This is a genomic window from Brumimicrobium aurantiacum, from assembly GCF_003402975.1.
In the GTDB taxonomy this organism is placed as follows: Bacteria; Bacteroidota; Bacteroidia; order Flavobacteriales_D; family Crocinitomicaceae; genus Brumimicrobium; species Brumimicrobium aurantiacum.
Map to the genome: position 1 here is coordinate 1 of NZ_QURB01000011.1, position 19,581 is coordinate 19,581.

Sequence of the window (19,581 nt, forward strand, 5' to 3'; positions counted from 1 at the left end):
TTTCTTGAACTAATTGAAGCTTAAAAGAAAGAGAATAATCTTTTTGGGTACGCTTTGGAAACCCTGTCTTTTCTGATTTTGTCATTATACTACTATTTTAGTGTATCGCTATTTCAGGACGGGACATAATGCACGAAATAAAAACAGTTCAATAGGATGGCTTAGTTTTTTAAATGATTATCCAAATCATCCTGACAGGAAACGCATAAAAGAGAAAATTATTAGTTTAGAAGTAGATGAGATTATTGGAAGAAGTAACACGGGAGCACTTCCTTCTTTTTCTAGAACAAATTATGGAAATAGTTCTTCTTCATCTGTTACTATTAAAAATGATACGGGATATGATCTAACTGTAAGATATAGCGGTCCATCTGTGATAAAAATAAATATACCTAAAGGTAGATCAAGAACGACAAATCTCTCAAGTGGTTCATATAAGATTGCAGCTTCAGCTGGAGGATTGAATTATGGAGGGAATGAATATATTTCTGGTGATTATTCGTCTAGTTATTACATTAGAACATCGCGGTATTAATCAAAATGTTTTTTTAAGGCGTTTGAGACAAACAAGGTAGATGGATCGTTGGATCACTTATAATAATACATGAATGAATCTAATATGAATTATTTTTGGTTCTATTGTTGAGGATTAGAGTATGTTACTTTGTGTACATGCTGGATTGGGAATATAAATCCTACAAATCCATCCCAGCACCATACAGCTTCAACCAATTAACATGCTTGTCGTAATTGGGTAAAATTTTATCTACTTCATTCCAAAAATCGGTAGAATGATTAGGGTGAATTAGATGTGCTAATTCATGAACTACAATATAATGAAGCACCTCAATCGGAGCCATGGCACATTTCCAATGAAAATTTAATTTTCCGTCTGGGGTGCACGATGCCCAACGATTTTGTAATTCCATGACTTTTCTAGACTTTGGTTCTACTCCAAGTTGTGTTTGATAACGATTAATAATTGGTTGAATTTTGTTATTTAACTTTTCTTTATAGAACCGTATCCACCCGAGCAACTACACCTCCAAATTTTCAGGGAACAAGTCTTGTAATTTATTGCATGGATAGTCAGCGATTACTTCTAGCACTTTATTGAGCCATTTCTCAGGGTTTACGCCATTGAGCTTGCAGTTGGCGAAGAAGGTATAAAACATTGCTGTTCTTTGGGCACCATTGTGAGAGCCTGCAAAGAGGTAGTTTTTTCGACCGATTGCTACTGGACGTATTTTATTTTCGATTGCGTTGTTGTCGATATGGTAATTTCCGTTTTCTAGATAAGTCATTAGACTTGACCATAACTTGGTGCAGTATTCAATGGCTTTACCGATGAGTGATTTAGGTAATACCATATTTCGCTCGCGATGCATCCATTTTCCGAGATTATTGATTATCGGAAGTGCTTCTTCTAAACGAACTTCATGACGTTCTTCAGCGGTAAGATCGGCGATTTTACGTTCAACAGCATAGAGTTTTTGGATTTCTTCCAACACGTATGAAGCACGCTTTTTGTCTTGCATTAATGCTTTTTCAAAATAGCGGCGTGCATGAGCCCAACAAGCTAGGTGTTTTATTTCTTTACTCAGACAATAGTGATTGTAAACCTTATAGCCATCAGTTTGTAATGCGCCACGATAGTCCGTGAGCATTTGGCGCGGAGCATCAGTTCCACGTCCTTTTTGATAATCAAAAACACATAATTTGGACTCTACCGCATGATATACCCAAAGATAACCCAAGTGTATTTTACCTTTTTTGTTTTTGTCTAATACTTTTAAAGTTGTTTCGTCGGCTTGAAGGTAGCGTTGATGTTTGACATATTCTACCATCCGATCATATAGCGGAACAAGAAGATTTCCTGTTAGCGCCACCCAAGAATCAATCGTAGATGGCGCTATTTCTATATCGGCTCGCTTAAATATTTGTTGTTGACGATAAAGCGGTAGGTGATCTACATATTTACTGACCAAAATGTGTGTTAAAACTGAGTTTCCTGCTAAACATTTTTCAATGGGTCTGGATGGAAGCTCAGCAATTTTGATTTCTTGAGTGTTTTTGTTTACGTATTTAGGGCGGATAATGCGGCGCTTGAAAAACTGAGCTGGTGTATATTCCAATATTTCGGTAATTTCTTCTCCTAGTTTCACCATGTCCTCAGTTAAATCTTTTGGTTCGATAAACTCTTCTGTTACTGGAAGGTTTTCTGGCAATTTATTTCGACCAGTATGTTTAGATGATTTTTTACGCTCATAAGTGATTTTTTCCTTTACAGGAGTATCGTCGGCTAAAGCTTCTTGAGAGGCGAACTCTTCAAATGATAGCGCCAATTGATCTTTGCTCTTATTGATGAACCGTTCCTTTTTAGAACCAAAAAGCATGCGCTGCAAATTTGCTACAATGATGTTTAGTCGAGCGATATCATCTTCTTTCTTAGCAATGTCTTGATCTTTCTTTTGATTAACAAAATCAAGCTTTTGGTTAGAAAATTCAAGCTTTTGGTTAGAAGATTCAAGCTTTTGGTTAGAAGATTCAAGCTTTTGGTTAGAAGATTCAAGTTTTTGGTTGGAAGATTCAAGTTTTTGGTTGGATTTTTGGAGCGTCAAAAGTTGCTCAATCAACTCCTGTTTTGACATGTTTTCCAACTCGTTTTCTATGCCCCAAAGATACGCTAAAAGCATTGTTTTTAGTAGCTTTATCAAGCAAAGTAATCAACAATTTACTTGGATAAGTAACGCTTTCTTTTCTTGGTTTTCTCAAAGTCGATTCCCCGTAAAATCATGTAAATATCTTCCTGAGTAAGCTCACTATTTGGTGCATAAACATTGGCAGTTGGACGTTTAAAAGTTCCTTTTTCAAGCCGCTTGTAATACAAAACCAAACCATCTTTATCCCAAAAAAGTATTTTCACTTTGTTGCGGTCTTTGCTAATAAAAACGAAAATATAACCGCTTAATGGATTTAATTCCATTTCGTTTTGTACTAATCCAAAAAGTCCATTAAACCCTTTGCGCATATCACATGGCTTGGCATACAGAAAGACTTTTGTGGAAGTATCTAAACCAAACATCATTTGTAGACTGTGATTTTAATTCCTGAAGGCAGATCTATTTGTAAGGTTTTTTCATGCTTTATTTCAGGAACGATAACGGAACTTTTGCTTGGGATTTCTTTGAAGTTTGATTTTGTTGGCTTAACTTTCTCTTTATTATACCTGTTGATCCAATATTCAAATTTTGCTTTTGAATAATCTTTGTCTAAAATAAAATCGCCTTTGCTCTTACCGCTTGATTTCCATAATTGAACCTCGTTATACATTTCTTCTTTTATCGCCATAATTTTTTTCTGGCAAATTTCAGAAATTGGTGTGGCTAATGAAAGATGTAGTTGGTCGGGGGCTTACGAAGATATTAAAATCTTCACCTCTTTCTCGGACGTTGTCATTGTGTGTTTTTACAATGCTTTTTGTGTTACATAAAAGTGATTCTATTTTAGTTTGATTTAGATTAGATTTAACATTGTCGCTAATATTAGATCTTGTTAAGTTGTCGTTCATAATATTGATTAACTAGGTTGATATCTCTCAAAAATAACAATTTTAATGATATTCTTAATTAGAAGAGGATAGGAAGTTAATTAACTTGGGTTAAAATTATTATTTATTTTTCACCCCATCAATCTACCAACAATAAAATCTGCACTTGGTTTTAAAACCTTTTCAATAATTGGTTTTGCTGAAGCTTCCGTAATTACACCCGACATCATCAATCCAGTCAACTTACCACCAAGTTGTTGCTTCCAGTTTTTCTTTCCTAAAACATATAAATGTTTCAACTCCTCAATTTCTGCTTTGAGTTCTTCAACTTGTTCAGAAACAATTTCATTAGCATTAATTATTGTTTGTAGAATTTCATCTAATTTATCATTTCACCTCTCTTTTTCTTCGCTTGTGAAGTTGTCAGATGGCCTGACACCAATTTCTTCTAATTCTTGATGTAAGAAATAGTTGATCTCAAGATACTTGACTTTAGTAGCACCGTTATCATTATTAAAATTACCTGATTGTTGTTTTATATTTCTTAACTCATTCGCTTCTAGAATTAATGTAATCATATCAATTTTATCCCTTTCTGATTTAATTTCATATAATTGACTGCTTATTTTTGATAAGAGTTCTTCCGTATTCCATAGTCCACGTTTAATGTGCTCATCAATAAGTTCATTCGCTTTGTTCTTGATGTATTCATTCATATTGCTTTGTTTTAAAACTCAATATTTGACTTTTCCACTTCGAAATTGTACTTCCATTTATTCTTAACCCACATCTCATACTCTAAAAAATCAGATCGTTTCTTAAATATGCTATTTGGACCTAGAATCAATTTTTTTACTTTTAGATTAGGTATATAATCAATCAAATCTATTTCTTCCTTAGAGAATGGAGTTTCCACCACTTTCGATTTGTAATTTTTTAAATGCAAAGGTAACTCTACGTAGGAAACCATTTTTCCATTTGGTTTAAGTTCATGGTTTAACCTTGAGGTGATTAAAGAGTTGTTAGATATTGAGTCTTCAGGAAGATTGGAATGTTTGTCAAGTAAAAGTTTAATTACAATTCTAAATTCTTTTTCAATGGACCACATTTCATTTTTAACTCCAGTTGATAATAGACTAAATAAACTTGGTGTATTAGAAAATAATTTATGCTCTTCATTAAATACTTTATGAAAGTGTAAAAAGCCAATAATATTTTTCGAATTGCTTTTATTAGCTCCATAAGTAACCGTTTGTAAAAATACAGAAGTCCAATTTTCAATTTTATTATCTACTTCAAAAACTATTCCTATTCCTTTTCCCTGATCTCCATAAAGTCTCCATAAATTAAACTCTTCATCATTCTTAGATTTATAGATACTCCCCGATAATATAAAGTGCTCTCGTTTATATTTTTCAACTTCTTTTTCTGTGAAGTTAATTGGAGAGTTTTTCAGCAAGTAATTAATCTCTGATGGGTCATTTAAATTCAAACAATTATAAAGTCTAATATTCCCAGAATTTAAAATATTCATCGCACTTGAAAGGCTTGTGTAGTGGATAAATTGAAGTGGAGATTCCTTTAATGCAATTTCATTAATGAATTGACTTCTAAATTCAATTTCACCTGACGTTGGTTCAGAAGACCCAAAAAATGAGGAAACTGTTGAGGTTTTAAGATGTGGAAAAAACTCTCTAGCACCTTTTAAATAAAACTCTATTTTTTCATCTATATTCATTTACTGCAATCTTTATTTAAAAAACTATTTATAAGACACCATTATTCCAACAATTTGTTTTTCTAAAATATTTCTATTTTTAGATACCTTAAAACCGCTATTACTATTCCTAACAAGGCAAAAATATACAACAACGGTTTCTTCAAATTTTCCTTAAAGATCGCCATAAACAGAATTACCGGAATTGATAAAACTAAAACAATTGGCAATAGAAAGATTCCAATACAAAGTACTACTAGACCTAATAAACCTAAAAGAATATAGATAGGGATTAAATTCGTAATGATTGGCTTGTTGTACTCTTTTATGTGAATACTATTATTATTTTCTTTAAGTATGAAGATATTATTTTCTAGAGTTCCGAAAAATATCAAATCAAATTTATTCTCTTCTAATGCCTCATTGGCTTTTATATCGAAACCATTTATTGCTAATAAAAAATTAGTAACCTTGATTGTACCACCCTTTTTTTTTGCAGCTAAAACCAAAAAATGTACAAACTTAGATTCTAATTTTTCTTGATAGTCTGCATCAATCGAATCGTGACTTGATTTTATTATTTTTCGTATTTTCTCTAAGTCGATTTCTTCGTTTTCCATCTTCTAGCTATTCTCAACAATCCTAATCTCCTCTTCACTCAACCCATACAACTCATAAACCATCTCATCAATCTCCTTCTCAGTTGTATCAATTTGCGTTTGAAGTTCTACGGCTTTTTTCTTGTTTTCTTCGAAAAGTTCCATCCACTCAAACTCATCTTTTTTGGATAGCTTGGGAATCTCTTCCTCTTCGTTTTTACGTCGTTCTCGGTTTTCTTTGTTTATCGCTTTGTTGAGTTCTTTGATGAAATCACTAAAATCGAGTTCGTTCCAGTTTTGGAGTTTGCGAGAGAATTTACCTATGCTATATTGAGATTGAAGGTAATTTAGAAATCTTAAAAGAAGATCGTTATATGCGTCATTCTTTTCTTTTATTTTTGATACAATTTTTTCATGACTATCTTGATTGTTGTATGAATTAGGTAATGGTATCTCACCTATCGTTCCTTTATTATAAGCATAATATCCACCTTGGAAAGGTGAGGCAAACTGCTTAATATACCATTGAGCTAGGCGAGAATTCAAAATTGCAATTAAAGAATATGGATTTAAATCTCCTGAAATACTTATTCCATATCCACCTGCGGTGCCACCTCCTACAAAATAATTATTATCATTTAAATCCATTGATAAAGATGACTGTTTGCATAAGACCTGTGTGAGTATTTTGGGCTTGTCGAACAGTGTCATGTTTTTCAGATAAACATAACCATACCATCTATCATTTTTCATTTTACCGTTTTCACGACCTTCTAATTTTAATTTACATTCTATTAGGTAATTCCATATGTCTTGATAATTCGAATTCATTTCTTGTTCTGAAAGTAGTCTAAAATCATCTCCTTCAATAATGTATGGGAAAATTAATTTATAGTTAGGTTTTGGAGTTGAATACCTTTTTATTTCTCCACCTTTAAGGAGAGGTTTTAATATGGCACTTTCTCCAAAATCATAATATTTACCGGTATGTTTAGAGTAAAGTCTATCACCTTTGATTTCTAAAATAAATACTGGGTCAGCACTAGTTTGAAGGCCTACAAATAATTCAGTTTTTGAATTTTTAATTTTTTCTAAATCCCCTAATTTGTGATATAGCTTTGATGTAATATCATCCATAAAAACCCATCTTTTCCCTTTAATATTTTCATAATTTACACTAGTAAACGAAACACTATTTAAAAACTTTAATGGATCATTGTTGATTTTAAAATAATTTATTGATTGCTTTGAATTATTGTCAAAAATGAAGATTCCAGTATATGTGGTAGCATCATCAAATATTTGAAAATTTGAAAAATCTATATATTCGGATAAAAAATTCTTTTCAAATAAAAATTTCTTTAGCTTTTCACCATATTCTGTTGTTATAAATTTATTAGGCATTATATATGAAGCCTTACCAGTACTATTTAATATATCCTTAATTTTTTCTGTAAAAAGAACATATAAGTCGTAATTTTTAAATGCAGTATAATAATTGTCAGAAAAATAATTTCTGGAGTTTATGTCTATATTTTGAACCCTCACATAAGGAGGATTCCCAATCACCACATCAAACCCACCTTTCTCAAAAACATCGGGAAATTCCTTTTCCCAATTAAAGGCTTTGTCTCCCGCTACTTTTTTATCGTCGATCAGACTATTTCCACATTTTACATTACTGCTTAGGTCGTTTAGTTTTCTTCGGGGTTGTGCTGTTCTTAACCAAAGGGAAAGTTTTGCAATTTCTACACTTTCGTCATTGAGGTCAACACCATAAATATTATTTTCTAGAATTGTGTTTTCAATGTCTGGGAATTGTAAACCACCTCCAAGAACTCGCGCTTTTAATTCGTCAATGTAACTGTGTTCTTTAATTAAGAAATCAAGTGCTTGGTTTAAGAAGGCACCAGAACCACAAGCAGGATCACAAATAGTTAATTCCAATAACCATTCACGGTAATCATCTAGAATATTAACTAGTTTTTTTAGCGTTTTATCTGCTCTATTTTTTCGACCCTTAAAGTATTGTTCTTCTTCAAAACCTAATTCCTCTTTCTTTTCATTACACAATTTTCCTACTGTATTTTCTACAATATATTTTGTAATGTATTTCGGTGTATAGAAAACACCATCTTTCTTACGTTTACTGGTTTGTTTGTCGAAATCTCCTCCTTCAATTTCTGCATTAACACTTTCAATTTCGTTTAGAGAGTTTTCGAAAATATGACCTAAAATATTGACATCAACTTGACTTTCAAAATCATAATTTGATAGTTTTAATGTGTATTTGTACAATAAGTCGTTATCGATTTCTAATGCATCAAGAATTGAGTCAGGTTTAAATAAACCACCATTGTAGGCATAAATCTCTGCACGGCTTTTTGTTCCTTTTCTACCTGTATCGAGGAAATTAAAATATTGTTTAAATAAATCATACAATGGTCGGTCATCACCAAAGTCCTGGTCGTCTTTCCATTTATTTAGAATTTGCAGGGTAGAGTTAGAGGGTAAAAGGTTTCTATCTTCAGCGAAAAACACAAAAAGGAAGCGGTCAATTAGTTTTTGAGATTTCTTAAACAATGTTAGCTTAACATTCTTCTCTAAACGTGCTATTTCAAGTTGTTCCTCTTCATTGATATTGGAACTTAGTTTTTCTTTAACCGTTTTAGAATTGTTTCGAACCAAATCTCTATACAATTCACGTTTAAAAACTGAATAATCTTGATAAAAAGACTTTGTGATTTCCTCTTCCTCAGCAATAGACGCTTCTTTAATATTTAAAGGTGTATTGGTCTTTATGTGATTATAGTGAAGACATAGATAAAGTAAGTTGAATCGTTCACGAGAAAGTGTAAATAAGTCAAACTCTTCATATTCGGTAGCGTCACTGATGTAGAAACGCAGCTTTTCGAAGTTTGAGGTGATGACATAAACACATTCTTTATGGTTTGCTTTATAATCAAAAGCTTGTTGTCGAATACTTTCTAAATCCTTGGTTTTCGTTCCTTTTAATTCGATTACACCAACCGCGATTCCATCATTAAGAATTGCACCATCTGCTTTACGGGCGTTTTTCTCGTTTTTAAATTCTGTTGTAAGGTTTGGATTAGGATTGGGAAATAATGTATATCCTAAAACATTCACAAACAATTCATTTAAGAAAGTGGCTTGAAATTGCTCTTCCTTAGCTTTCTTGATGTTTTCTTGAATTTTTGTGTTGTGAAAGTAAGTTTTGTATTTCTTATATGCTTTTTCTAGGTCTTTTTCATTAAGTAAAGCAAGATGTGACTTTAGGACCGAAGATTGAAATAATGCCATTTTATATAAAGTTGGTTCGAATTGATATATCAGGTTACAATAATAACCTCATCGTTTTTTTATTTAAGAGGGAAAAGATACAAATTTTATTTTGATTTGATGGGGTTTGGTGGGGGGGTATTGTTAATTAGAATTTCTTTAAATACTCATCAATTACACCTAAGTCCTTATTTTTCCAATTTTTCTCTTGTTTAATTGTTAAGCTCCTTGATGCTTGTTTTTGCTTGTCTGACATTTTACTTTTTAAATTCTCAAATTCGTTGGCACGATCAAAAAGGTAGTTAGCAATAATCGTTTCATTAATATTTACATTTTTTAATTCAAAAGTTCCAGCGTTTTCAATCTTGGAGTTTTCGAACAAGTCTAAATCTATTCCATAAATTGGCATTATAAAAATGAATCTAGGTATTTTAACATAGAAAAAGCAAAAATCGTCATTGTTCGGGATGCCTGCGTCTGTTCTACGTGACATATACATCACAAAATTACTATGTCTTTTTTCTTCAAGTAAATCAACTCCGGCAATGCAATGTATTTCATCAAAGTTATTCATAGAGATATCGTTGTTTAAATAATCGGACCATACTTTTTCAATTTTTAATAAGACATTATGCCATTTTGTATTTTCCACATGCTCATAAATAGAATCTTTTAAAGTTCTCCAGAAAATAGATACAATGAAATATTTAAACCATTTGTCATAAACGAATTCTGCAGTATTTTTATTTATCACTGGGTAGAAAGCATTATTTGCAAATTCAGTTTCAGCTCTGTTAAATTTATCTTCACAGTGTTTACATAAAAACTTTTTTACTATTCCGTCTTCTGTTGGTAGATTTATGTTCTCTATATTTCTAAGTCTTCCCGTTCCGGTTTTCTTTAACCATCTAAATATAAATTTTGGTAGAATATGGCTTTTGACCTGATCTGGAGTACCGCATAATTTACATAAATTGCCGTTGATATTGTTTTGCATTTAATTTAAGAGTTTTTCTGTTAGAAGAGTATTCTTTTTACCTTGGTCTTTGACTTATGCATCTGGGTAGAAGTCCTCATACTGACCATTGATTTTAATTATTCATTACTACTTTGAAATAGGGTAGATATTGTTTTCTCTTTTACTCTAATGGCTGTAGGACTCACGAGATGTAATCTCGCGAGAGTTAGGGAGATTCCTTAAGGTAAAGGGCGAATAGTTCTTTCCTCCAATCAATAATCATTTCATAAATTTTAATTAGGTCCCATTTTTCATCTAGAATATCTAATCCTTTAAAAATGGGGGATTCTTCTATCATTTCACTGGTTTCTAAATTAAATGCATTAAGTATATTTTTGGTACCCGAATGTAATTTACCTTCATCTTTATGTTTTAAGTAATTTGCAAGGCCGATAATTAACTCAGCATTACTTCTTTCAAATCTTTCAAGTCTTGGACCTATTTTATAGTAAGTGATTTTGTTTGCTGTACTATCAAATAGATCTTTGATGCTTGTGTTTATATAATTTTGAAAAGCAATAAAGGCCATGCCAAAAACTGGTTCAGATTTTTCAAGAAGCCAAATACCATCAAATGAATATATTGCTTCTATTGTTTTAATAGAATTTTTTAAGCCGATAATTATGTGCCTTAAACTTTCTGCGTTATAGTCTGCTTGGATTAAATTTGTTTGTGTTTTTACCATTTTATAAATAGTTGGTTTAAGGTTTAGGTAGTTTAAAGTGTTCTGTTCAAAATAATAATTTAGTTTGAACAAAACAAGTTCTCTTTTATGTTGTCTTGTTTAGATTGTTTAATTGGAGTTAAATGAGAAGTTTATAATCTGATTCTGACATTTCCTAAATAAGTTAGTGAAATTTAAGGTGTTTTAAATTAGTGGGTTATAGAAAAATAAATCAAATAACTCTAATCCACTTCAAACATTATTAATCCTTTGACACTTATCTAAAAAACCTATACTTTAGTCTCGATTTAGGTGGTTAGGTTGAAGTAAAAGAGGGGATAGAACGCTCGTTCATTCCCTCTTTGTTTTTTCTAATAACATATAAAAGAACCTTTCGCTCCACATGCTAAACTATTGTTTAACTTTCCAAAAACCCGCCTTAGTGGATCCCTTTCGTTCGATAATATCGGCGCTTTTAAGTTTGTCAATATAATTTTCAACTGTTCTAGCTGTCTTATCAATATGTTCTGCGATTTCTTTAGCAGTAATATATGGTTCTTTAACAATAAGCTTGAATGTTTCTTCAACACCTTTCCCAAATTTCTTCCGAATTTCTTCCGAATTTCTTCCGAACTTCTCCCGAACTTCTCCCGAATTTCTTCCGACATTTTCAACATTAACCTCATCTACAACTCCCGTTATCAATCTTACAATTGTCGAATCAAATGATATGTCATAAATAGGTTCTGAATTGTTGTATTCCTTCCAGTTGGAATCAATTTTATCAAATCCGAAGCCAGCATTTTCGGCTAATCTAACCATTCTAAACAACTTAGAAATAATTGGGTTACGTGGAATCGATAAATCTTTCTCTTTTAATTCTTCAATTGGTTTCGGAAGACCACCCGGATTATAAAATTCAATGTTACTTTCAAAAATCCTGATACGAGAAGAAGCAGGTGAAAAGTAGTCTGCATGCATTAATAAGTTAACCAATGCTTCTCTCATGGCCAATAGACCGGGAGAGAGTTCTTCACCAAAGCCTTCACTTGATACTTTGAACTCAACATCTACATTCTTCTTAAGTCGTGTAAAACATTCAAAGTAGCATTCCCATAAGTTTTGATAGTCATCTTCGCTTAGGCGAAATGTATAGCGGGAGCTAGCGTCTTCGTAGGAAGAGCCAGGAATCTCTAATAAATCAATTCTAAAATCAGGAAAATGAGTTTCAATAGCGTCTCGTTTACCAAAAAACAATAATCCTCCATAGGTACACTGGCCAGTTGTTTTATCAATCACTCGCATCTTTGAAAGCAACTCTTCTTCATCATAACGATTGTAACTAATACCCGGGTTAAATCGTGACATGTAGTCACGGTATTGACGAATGGACTTATCATCTAAATCTGTTCTTGAAGTGCCTTTTGCAAGTTCGGATGTTTTAGTTCCAAAAGTTTGATCACGGTACATCGCATCTCTTTCCTCAGAAGTCGCTTTCTGATCAGCACTCCCTCTTCTAATGAATGTATTTGACTGGCTATTAAAGTAAATGGGTTTCTTATCAGAAACAGGAATATAAAAAGCTATAACAATCTTATCTTCAATTTTGTACTTTGTGGCTTGGGGATGAAGTATAGCATTAAATTTCTGTCCATTTCTCATTGTTGCAAGAAAGTCTTGCTCTATTTTTTCAGGATTTGTTACTCCTTGAATTTCGAATTTTTTTCCAATTTCCTTAACTCCGAAAACAAGCCAACCACCAGCTGTATTTGAGAACGCACTAACAGTTTCCCAAGAAGATTTAGGGATTTCTGCTTTCGCTTCCTTTACTTCAAAGTCTTCCCACTCTAAGTCATTTAATTTGTTTATTAATTCCTATTTCTTCATCCTAGGATCGCTCTTCATTTTATTATAATTCCCTTTACTTATATACTGTGAAGTGTTCTAAGTTTGTATAGTTTCAAATATAATATATTATTGTCGAAATGAATTTCACAATCCCAACAACATTTCAACTAACCCTTCTTGCGGAGCAATATCATCTTTGTAGCTAATTACGTTCGAATGCGACCAAATACCAGGAGAATTAATACACTTTTTCGTTCCAATAAAATCAAAAGCTTTAACTCCTTCTTTTCTGATGAAGTTAGGAAGGCCTTCTCTGATATCGATGGAGTGTTTGTTTGCTAAATGGAGAAGAAGTGTTTTTAGTGCCTTTATTTGCTTCTCAGAGTATTTGTGGTAATAAGAAAACTCTTTGAATGGTTTGTTTAGTTCTTCAACTTGTTCTGGATTAACTTCTTGACCAACATAAGTGAAGTATGTATTTTTATCTCTTTTAATGATTTTTGGTTTTCCGTTTTCTTCTTTCTCAAAGTAGCCTTTTGTTAATCTACCAAAGCTGCATAATTCAATTCCTATGCTTTCTCTGTGGAGTGGTTGATGTCCGATTCCAAGATGCCAAGCCCAACAATTGTTCGGTATGGCCTTGAGTATTTTTCCATCGTGTTCTGTGTTGTCATTGTGAATGGATTGTCCGCCTATAACAAATTCCGTTGCTATTTTGTGTGGTCTTTCTCCCCAGTCATCAATTACGCGATATGGGTTTTGCCAACCTGCTGTATGGTGCAAGAAAATGTGTTTTTTTTCTGTTGGTTGATTGTGGTAACCGTGGTTTGGGAGGTAGTATTCTGAATAAATTTCTTCTTCATTATTTGGGTTATTGAGTATTTCCCAACCGTCGTAGAGTAGTGACCAGGTTACTGGTCCTACGATTCCGTCAACGGTTATGTTTTGTGATTTTTGGAAGAACAAAACAGCTTGATGGGTTTGGGGTCCAAAGATTCCATCGGGTAGGATGTTGAGTAGGAGTTGGAGTTGTTTTACTAGTGGGCCTTTTGAACTAAGCTTCAATGTTTTCATAGAAAAATTATTTTATAATTTTTGGACGAATGCAATTCGTCCTTACTGTTTTTGGACGTTTTGCAAAACGTCCCTACTTGCGTTTGTCTTTTGTTTCGGGTGGGAAGGAGATGAGGTTGAACATTTTTCGTAGTCTTGAACGGACACGTTTTCCATAGAGGTTTTCTATTTCTTTTGCTGTGAGGTTTGTTGTGGCGTGGGTGACGATTTGGTGATTCACCAGAAGGTCGTAACGCTGCAATAGAATCTCGGCAATGGTGTTGCATTCGTTTCCGTAAAATTTTATGTTTTGTTCAACTCCGATATCATCTAGGCATAAGGGGCGTTGTCTATTTTTTCCATAGGTTTGGATGGTGTCAAAGCCATTTTGGTTGAATTCAAATGCAATGTCCCTGGTGGATTTTACTTGGAAGTTTTGTTCGGGTAGAATTATGGTTTGAATTATATGCATCCATGAGGTTTTTCCGCAACCGACCGGACCCGTTAGCAAAATTCCTTTGGTTAAATCAATTTCATATTTTTTGCACTGTATATCTTCATGGATCATGTAAATGATGAGCTTGTGAAGAATTTTAATGTCCTCGCTGTGAAAACGAAATTGTTGGCCATACTTTTGCTTTCCGAATTTTTGGAGGAAATGCAAAGTGTCATGGAATTTGAAGTGTCTCATTCTATTTTTGATTGTGTATGGTTTTTTCATAGTTTGTTTTTTTTGGAACGAGATAAATCCCTACAGCTGTCGGATCTCGCTCTAGCTTGAGCTTTTTATCTTCTAAAATTTTACAATGGTTCTGAATAATCTTTGTTCTCGTTGACATGCAAACGTTGTTGTGCCGGACTTTGGTTCTGTGTTTGGTATTGTTCGTTTCGTGAAATCCAGTTTCGAGCTGCAGCTTTCCAGTTTTTCATTTTTGAACGACCACCGACCATCCAGCCGTTTGACTCGAAATGATTGAAAAACATTTCCGCAACCTGGTAGGAAGATTTGTTCTCGTGAAAAAATGTTTTGACTTCTTTGAGTTCTGGAGGAACGAATTTTTTTCGTTTGGTGGGTGATGTTTTTTTTGACATATCGGACGAATGCAATTCGTCCTTACGAAAAGAAGATTTATCCTTTTTATTTTTGGATAGAGGTGGGGAAGATTTTTTTTCTTCCCCTTCTTTAGTTTTATATTGTTTGTTATAGTTTATTATATGTTTTATATTGTTTGTGTAAGGTCGCACGAGAGGTACAGATGTATTATCAGATGATGTATCACTTGTTGTATCACATGATGTATCAGGTGTTGTATTAGATGTTGTATCACGTGTTGTATCAAATCTGTACATGTGAACTTTTGAAGCTGTAAATCGACTTTTGGAAGGGGTGTATTTGATATACTTCCAGTCACTTAACTGTTTTAAACATTTCGAATATGTATTAGCAGAACCTATTTTGGAGAGATGCATCAATTCATTCCGGTGTATGCTAATTTCTTTTTTGAAATGAGTACTGTTCCATATTTGGAATAGCGATAGGTACAAGCTAATATGCCACGGAGTAACACGTTGATCATTTGCAAATTTGACCAACGTATTTTCCATGTGGTGTATGTAATTCACTTCTGCCATGACTACACATTTTGCTTGTTGTCCTCAATGATGTTAAGGATGTCCTGCTTGTCATAGAAAATGACACCTCCAACTTTAGAGAACGGAAGTGTACCATTTACGCGCATGTTTTGCAAAGTACCTGGAGAGATCTTTAGCATGCGTTGAACTTGATGTGATTTTAATAATACGATATCAGGTTCTTCTACGGTGTTGCTTAAATGTTCTTTTAAAATTGATGTTACTGATTCAGAGATGTACTCTTTTAATTCTTGTAGATCTTCTTTTGTTACTACTGAGATACTCATAAGACATTGGTTTTTAAGATTCTCTACAAATAGAAAAAAAGTTTTTTGATTTTTTGGGTTGCAGAGGGGTTGCAGAATGAAGTGCAACCCTCCACTTTATAGGGGGTATAGAAGGAAAATATTTTTTCAATTTATTTTTGACTTTCAAAAACGGATTTTTTTACGAAAAAAGGGACTAGAACACACTAAATTGAATCAAATCCTATTAAAAATCGGGTTTTTAAAGCATGGTTTTTTAGAGGGGGGTTGCATTTTGTCTTTTAGAGTTTTAAGATTCATTATATCAGTATTTTAGAGAGTTAGTTGAGTTGAATAATTACCCAAAAATCATACTTTTTGCAACCCCCTTGCAACCCCCTCTGAAAGTACTATAAACACTGATGTTTTTGTAAAACGTGTGATTGTCCATTAAATTTGTTTGAAAATAGTGGCAATTGACTTAGATTTGTAACGATGAAAAGCCCTTTTTAGGGTGAAATCAAAAAATGAATAGGATATAGAATAAGAAAATAGACATATTAAATATATTGTAGCGTAGAAGCTATTATGGGATTCTAAAACCTCCAATTTTATATCTCCTCATAAATAGTCTTGACGCCCTGCTATGGCATGGGCTCAAGAATGTATGAGGAGAGGGCATTTGGAGGTGCCCAGAATGCTGCAGGACTGGGCTCATGCTACATTACTACAATAAGAAATCATGTTAAAAGTAGAATTACTTAAGTATCCGTTAACAATGTCTCAGGTAGATAAGCTTATTATCTTCATGGTATATTATGACATCAAAACTATTGAGGAATTGCTCTCAAAGGACGAGAGTGAGTTGTCTCAAATGGAAGGATGGACAGAAGAATTAAAAGAAACTAAAGCAATTGTTCACGGAAATTATCCTTTAAATTAATTCATTCGTCAAGCCTATCAATGGTCCTTTTTAATTCGATAGCAAATTTCTTGATTCTGTCAATACTTGCAGTAGAAGGATTATACATATTATTCCTAAGACTTGATTGAGAATAGATTCGATTGTCTTTGTTTGTAATTGATTGCTTGATCCAAGCAGCAACCCTAACTCTCTTTTCAGGTTCAAAGATGTCTAATTCGTTTAGCAATCGAAATAAAAGTGCGATTTCATTAATGTTGAGTGTACTTATTAATTTTATTGAGTCGGTATTGAATTCATTTAATTGGTTTTGTTTGGAAATGATATCAGATTCAATGTGTTTAATTTCTAATGCTAACCAATTTAGAAGTTTATTTATTAGACTACAATTTTCTTGATCACCAGAGGTTAAGACTTTTAATTGTTCAAATTCTTTCGTCTTTACCTGTAGAAAATTATTTCTTTCTTCAAGTTCTTCAAAATCATTAGAAGCAGAAATAATAGATTCTATTAGGTAGTCAAAAAATGATTTGTTTTTAAAGTTAATGGAGATAAGGTAGGTCACAATTTTTTCTTGATCAAGTTCTTTAATTTTCCTTTTGAGGAAAAAACGTTTCAAAGACTTAAATACAACAGTATAATATTGATAATCATTGTAAGAAATTCTTTTGGTGTTTTGAAATTTTAGAATATTCTTCAGTTCAGCATTTAGTATATCTTTCAATTCTTCATCAACTGTTAGCGCATTAAGCTTTCTTTCAATCAGCCTCGTTTTAGTAATGAAGTTTGTATTGTTAATGAGTTTTGATGAAAACGGAATGTTTAAACTAAGGTCCAAATACCTTTTGAAAGACTTATAAGTATGATCCAATATTTCAACGATGGAAATATAGATTAGAATTGCGCAATCTCTGTTGGTGTATTCGTGCTTAAGTTGAAGTGTTAAATCAGCTTGTTTAATTTTATAGCGATCAGTTAATTCAATCAAAAAGCTATTAAGCAATCTGTGAAGTTTTGAGATTTTCTTTTTACAAGTTTCTTCATCATCAATCAAAGTGATCTGTCTGATCTCGTAAATATGTTCGGTTTTTAAATTTTCAAGAAGTTGATTGAAATAACAATACCTCAAGCGGTCGTTTTCAATTTCATTCCAGTCTGTTACAGTAGGCATTGAAATTGGTGTTTCATAGACTATTTTTTCAAGTATTGTCATACTTTTAAAAGCAGTATTATTTATTGATTCGAGAATGCCTTGGTATTTAGAATTAAAATATACTTGGTGCTGAATAGAATTCTTGTTTGTATAGAATTTGTGAGCAATAGGATTGGCAGAAGATACTTTTATTTGACTAACAACTTTGTGTCCTCTGTAGTGCCCAACTATCATGTCCTTACATGTGAGCTGTTCCGATTTTAAAAAATTAGCAATAGCAGTAGGCCTTAATTTATTCGGGGTTAAGTCACCATTAATAAGATCATGATATGAAATGATTTTGTTGAATAAATCTTGCATATCTAGCGTGTTTCATGACTAAAAAAAAGTAAATCATACTTAATTTAAGGATTTGAATTTAAAAATATTTTATTAATTAGACAAATTGAGATTTGTCGTTTAGACGAATGGAGTTTTACAGCATATAAAAAAAACACCAAGCTTAGCCTGGTGTTTAAGTTGAAGTTTTATCCGGTAATAGACTTTTGGTTGTCTTTTTTTGGAGGTTCTGCTTTTTCTCCAAATAATTTGTCTTTAAGGTTTAGCATATCTTCTGATACCTTTTGCTCAATTACTTTAGCGTAGACTTGGGTTGTACGAATGGAAGAGTGACCCAACATTTTGCTCACGGTCTCAATAGGTACACCATTGGCAAGCGTGACGGTTGTAGCGAAGGTATGACGAGCAATATGTGAAGTTATACGTTTTTCTATTCCACAAATGTCTGCAAGCTCTTTTAGGTATGCATTATAACATTGGTTACTGTTTACAGGTAGAAGTTTGTTGCTTGAAATACAATGTTCATTCTCTCTGTACTTATTGATGATTTCTAGAGCGACTGGAAGCAAGGGAACACTTTCTTTTGTTCCCGTTTTTTGTCTTTCTGTTGATAGCCATGCTTCACCATCAATTCCTGTTGTTACTGCATCGTATTCAAAGTTGTGAATATCAGAATATGAAAAACCAGTGTAACAGCAAAAGATGAATACGTCTCGGACTTCTTCAAGTCGTTCAATAGATATTTTCTTCGACATTAATTTGTTTAATTCCTCTTGGGTAAGAACCTCCCTTTTTGGAGGAGTGTAACTGCAACGGAAATTATTAAAGGGATTTGATGGAATCCAGTCAAGTCCAACTGCCATGTTCATAATCTTCTTGAGATTCTTGATGTATTTATGTGCAGTGTTTACTTGTAAATTCTCTTTAGTTAGAAGGTAGTGTTCGAACTCTGTAACAAAGCGTAAACGAAGATCGGGGAGTGGCATATCTTTGACTTTGTATTGCTTTTTCATAAAAGAGCGAACTTTGTTTTTGGTAATGATGTATCGTGCGTGAGTTTTCTTTACAACTTTTCCAATCTTTACTTCTTCCTCCATTCTAGTGTTGTGATAGTTGAAGGCTTCGAGAATTGTTTTTAATTGAATTTCTCCATTCTGCTTCCCCAGATAAATATCTTTTAATTCAACACTTGAAATGGCATCACGTTGAGATGATTCCTTAATGAATATTTGAGTTATCTCGTTAATAGTTCTATTAATATACCCATTAATAAAAGTTGCTTTTGCATATGAATTTTTGACTTCACGTTTATTTTCATTCCAGGATGAAATTGGGACATAATAAGTGGTTGCAATTTCAGCTCTTTTTTGGTCAATAAAAATACGGATATACAACTGTGTTTTTCCATCTTTTTTTCTTCTTTTATTAAGGAAGAAATGCACGTTAAATTTTTGGTTTCTACTCATAACTATAAATTTTAAATGTTTCCAAATTAATGGTTCATTCAGCTAAAGAATTTAAGTTATTTATTCCCTTTGTAC

At 32.8% G+C, this 19,581-nt stretch carries 20 protein-coding genes; 2 read left to right on the forward strand and 18 right to left on the reverse strand.

All coding sequences use genetic code 11. The features are described from left to right. Positions 1-100 precede the first annotated feature (100 nt). The gene (locus DXU93_RS14020) at positions 101-535 is read left to right on the forward strand and encodes a hypothetical protein (protein ID WP_116881937.1); all 435 of its coding nucleotides are present in this window, start codon (positions 101-103) and stop codon (positions 533-535) included. Between the two features lie 160 nt (positions 536-695). On the opposite strand, the gene DXU93_RS14025 is transcribed toward DXU93_RS14020, so the two are convergent. The 16 genes from DXU93_RS14025 to DXU93_RS14095 form a co-directional block, all read right to left on the reverse strand. Further along, positions 696-1,037, reverse strand: a complete 342-nt coding sequence (locus tag DXU93_RS14025) for a M48 family metallopeptidase (RefSeq protein WP_116881938.1) — start codon at positions 1,035-1,037, stop codon at positions 696-698. Continuing rightward, positions 1,038-2,696, reverse strand: coding sequence for an IS66 family transposase (gene tnpC / locus DXU93_RS14030; protein ID WP_205679275.1), 1,659 nt, complete (start codon positions 2,694-2,696; stop codon positions 1,038-1,040). A gap of 38 nt (positions 2,697-2,734) precedes the next feature. After that, positions 2,735-3,088 (reverse strand): IS66 family insertion sequence element accessory protein TnpB, encoded by a 354-nt coding sequence (gene tnpB / locus DXU93_RS14035; RefSeq protein ID WP_116881939.1) that lies wholly within the window; start codon positions 3,086-3,088, stop codon positions 2,735-2,737. Continuing rightward, the gene (tnpA, locus tag DXU93_RS14040) at positions 3,085-3,351 is read right to left on the reverse strand and encodes an IS66 family insertion sequence element accessory protein TnpA (RefSeq protein WP_116881940.1); all 267 of its coding nucleotides are present in this window, start codon (positions 3,349-3,351) and stop codon (positions 3,085-3,087) included. The genes tnpB and tnpA overlap by 4 nt, the downstream gene beginning before the upstream one ends. Before the next feature lie 330 nt (positions 3,352-3,681). After that, positions 3,682-3,849 (reverse strand): hypothetical protein, encoded by a 168-nt coding sequence (locus DXU93_RS15090; RefSeq protein WP_165851429.1) that lies wholly within the window; start codon positions 3,847-3,849, stop codon positions 3,682-3,684. A 93-nt stretch (positions 3,850-3,942) separates the two neighbouring features. After that, positions 3,943-4,266, reverse strand: coding sequence for a hypothetical protein (locus DXU93_RS14045; protein WP_116881941.1), 324 nt, complete (start codon positions 4,264-4,266; stop codon positions 3,943-3,945). Between the two features lie 11 nt (positions 4,267-4,277). Continuing rightward, positions 4,278-5,288 carry a DUF2971 domain-containing protein gene (locus tag DXU93_RS14050; protein WP_116881942.1) on the reverse strand — a complete coding sequence of 337 codons (1,011 nt, stop codon included), beginning with the start codon at positions 5,286-5,288 and terminating at the stop codon, positions 4,278-4,280. Positions 5,289-5,350: 62 nt separating this feature from the next. After that, entirely contained in the window at positions 5,351-5,887 is a 537-nt protein-coding gene (locus DXU93_RS14055; RefSeq protein ID WP_116881943.1) for a hypothetical protein, read from the reverse strand. A 3-nt stretch (positions 5,888-5,890) separates the two neighbouring features. Beyond that, a complete protein-coding gene (locus DXU93_RS14060; RefSeq protein WP_116881944.1) occupies positions 5,891-9,187 on the reverse strand; it encodes an Eco57I restriction-modification methylase domain-containing protein in 3,297 nt (1,098 codons plus the stop codon). A gap of 127 nt (positions 9,188-9,314) precedes the next feature. Then, the gene (locus DXU93_RS14065; RefSeq protein WP_116881945.1) at positions 9,315-10,163 is read right to left on the reverse strand and encodes a DUF2616 domain-containing protein; all 849 of its coding nucleotides are present in this window, start codon (positions 10,161-10,163) and stop codon (positions 9,315-9,317) included. Positions 10,164-10,350: 187 nt separating this feature from the next. Further along, a complete protein-coding gene (locus DXU93_RS14070) occupies positions 10,351-10,869 on the reverse strand; it encodes a hypothetical protein (protein ID WP_116881946.1) in 519 nt (172 codons plus the stop codon). A 390-nt stretch (positions 10,870-11,259) separates the two neighbouring features. Further along, positions 11,260-12,717 (reverse strand): RNA-binding domain-containing protein, encoded by a 1,458-nt coding sequence (locus tag DXU93_RS15240; protein ID WP_262510733.1) that lies wholly within the window; start codon positions 12,715-12,717, stop codon positions 11,260-11,262. A 123-nt stretch (positions 12,718-12,840) separates the two neighbouring features. Continuing rightward, the gene (locus DXU93_RS14080; RefSeq protein ID WP_116881948.1) at positions 12,841-13,770 is read right to left on the reverse strand and encodes a peptidoglycan recognition protein family protein; all 930 of its coding nucleotides are present in this window, start codon (positions 13,768-13,770) and stop codon (positions 12,841-12,843) included. 73 nt (positions 13,771-13,843) lie between these two features. Continuing rightward, positions 13,844-14,470, reverse strand: a complete 627-nt coding sequence (locus tag DXU93_RS14085) for a P-loop NTPase family protein (protein WP_116881949.1) — start codon at positions 14,468-14,470, stop codon at positions 13,844-13,846. 80 nt (positions 14,471-14,550) lie between these two features. Further along, a complete protein-coding gene (locus DXU93_RS14090) occupies positions 14,551-15,381 on the reverse strand; it encodes a transcriptional regulator (RefSeq protein ID WP_240623468.1) in 831 nt (276 codons plus the stop codon). Between the two features lie 2 nt (positions 15,382-15,383). Beyond that, positions 15,384-15,668, reverse strand: a complete 285-nt coding sequence (locus DXU93_RS14095) for a helix-turn-helix domain-containing protein (RefSeq protein WP_116881950.1) — start codon at positions 15,666-15,668, stop codon at positions 15,384-15,386. A 700-nt stretch (positions 15,669-16,368) separates the two neighbouring features. On the opposite strand from DXU93_RS14095, the gene DXU93_RS14100 reads away from it, so the two are divergent. Continuing rightward, entirely contained in the window at positions 16,369-16,569 is a 201-nt protein-coding gene (locus DXU93_RS14100; protein WP_116881951.1) for a hypothetical protein, read from the forward strand. Between the two features lies 1 nt (position 16,570). Here DXU93_RS14100 and DXU93_RS14105 read toward each other — a convergent pair whose 3' ends face one another. Both DXU93_RS14105 and DXU93_RS14110 read right to left on the reverse strand, forming a co-directional pair. Then, positions 16,571-18,061, reverse strand: a complete 1,491-nt coding sequence (locus DXU93_RS14105) for a hypothetical protein (RefSeq protein ID WP_116881952.1) — start codon at positions 18,059-18,061, stop codon at positions 16,571-16,573. 167 nt (positions 18,062-18,228) lie between these two features. After that, a complete protein-coding gene (locus tag DXU93_RS14110; RefSeq protein WP_116881953.1) occupies positions 18,229-19,506 on the reverse strand; it encodes a site-specific integrase in 1,278 nt (425 codons plus the stop codon). Positions 19,507-19,581: the final 75 nt, after the last annotated feature.

Excerpts from the sequence above, each read along its gene's own strand:
- tnpC (WP_205679275.1), bottom strand. The coding sequence starts at position 2,696 with ATGCTTTTAGCGTATCTTTGGGGCATAGAAAACGAGTTGGAAAACATG.
- tnpB (WP_116881939.1), bottom strand. The coding sequence starts at position 3,088 with ATGATGTTTGGTTTAGATACTTCCACAAAAGTCTTTCTGTATGCCAAG.
- tnpA (WP_116881940.1), bottom strand. The coding sequence starts at position 3,351 with ATGGCGATAAAAGAAGAAATGTATAACGAGGTTCAATTATGGAAATCA.
- DXU93_RS14045 (WP_116881941.1), bottom strand. The coding sequence starts at position 4,266 with ATGAATGAATACATCAAGAACAAAGCGAATGAACTTATTGATGAGCAC.
- DXU93_RS14050 (WP_116881942.1), bottom strand. The coding sequence starts at position 5,288 with ATGAATATAGATGAAAAAATAGAGTTTTATTTAAAAGGTGCTAGAGAG.
- DXU93_RS14055 (WP_116881943.1), bottom strand. The coding sequence starts at position 5,887 with ATGGAAAACGAAGAAATCGACTTAGAGAAAATACGAAAAATAATAAAA.
- DXU93_RS14060 (WP_116881944.1), bottom strand. The coding sequence starts at position 9,187 with ATGGCATTATTTCAATCTTCGGTCCTAAAGTCACATCTTGCTTTACTT.
- DXU93_RS14065 (WP_116881945.1), bottom strand. The coding sequence starts at position 10,163 with ATGCAAAACAATATCAACGGCAATTTATGTAAATTATGCGGTACTCCA.
- DXU93_RS14070 (WP_116881946.1), bottom strand. The coding sequence starts at position 10,869 with ATGGTAAAAACACAAACAAATTTAATCCAAGCAGACTATAACGCAGAA.
- DXU93_RS14080 (WP_116881948.1), bottom strand. The coding sequence starts at position 13,770 with ATGAAAACATTGAAGCTTAGTTCAAAAGGCCCACTAGTAAAACAACTC.
- DXU93_RS14085 (WP_116881949.1), bottom strand. The coding sequence starts at position 14,470 with ATGAAAAAACCATACACAATCAAAAATAGAATGAGACACTTCAAATTC.
- DXU93_RS14090 (WP_240623468.1), bottom strand. The coding sequence starts at position 15,381 with ATGGCAGAAGTGAATTACATACACCACATGGAAAATACGTTGGTCAAA.
- DXU93_RS14095 (WP_116881950.1), bottom strand. The coding sequence starts at position 15,668 with ATGAGTATCTCAGTAGTAACAAAAGAAGATCTACAAGAATTAAAAGAG.
- DXU93_RS14100 (WP_116881951.1), top strand. The coding sequence starts at position 16,369 with ATGTTAAAAGTAGAATTACTTAAGTATCCGTTAACAATGTCTCAGGTA.
- DXU93_RS14105 (WP_116881952.1), bottom strand. The coding sequence starts at position 18,061 with ATGCAAGATTTATTCAACAAAATCATTTCATATCATGATCTTATTAAT.
- DXU93_RS14110 (WP_116881953.1), bottom strand. The coding sequence starts at position 19,506 with ATGAGTAGAAACCAAAAATTTAACGTGCATTTCTTCCTTAATAAAAGA.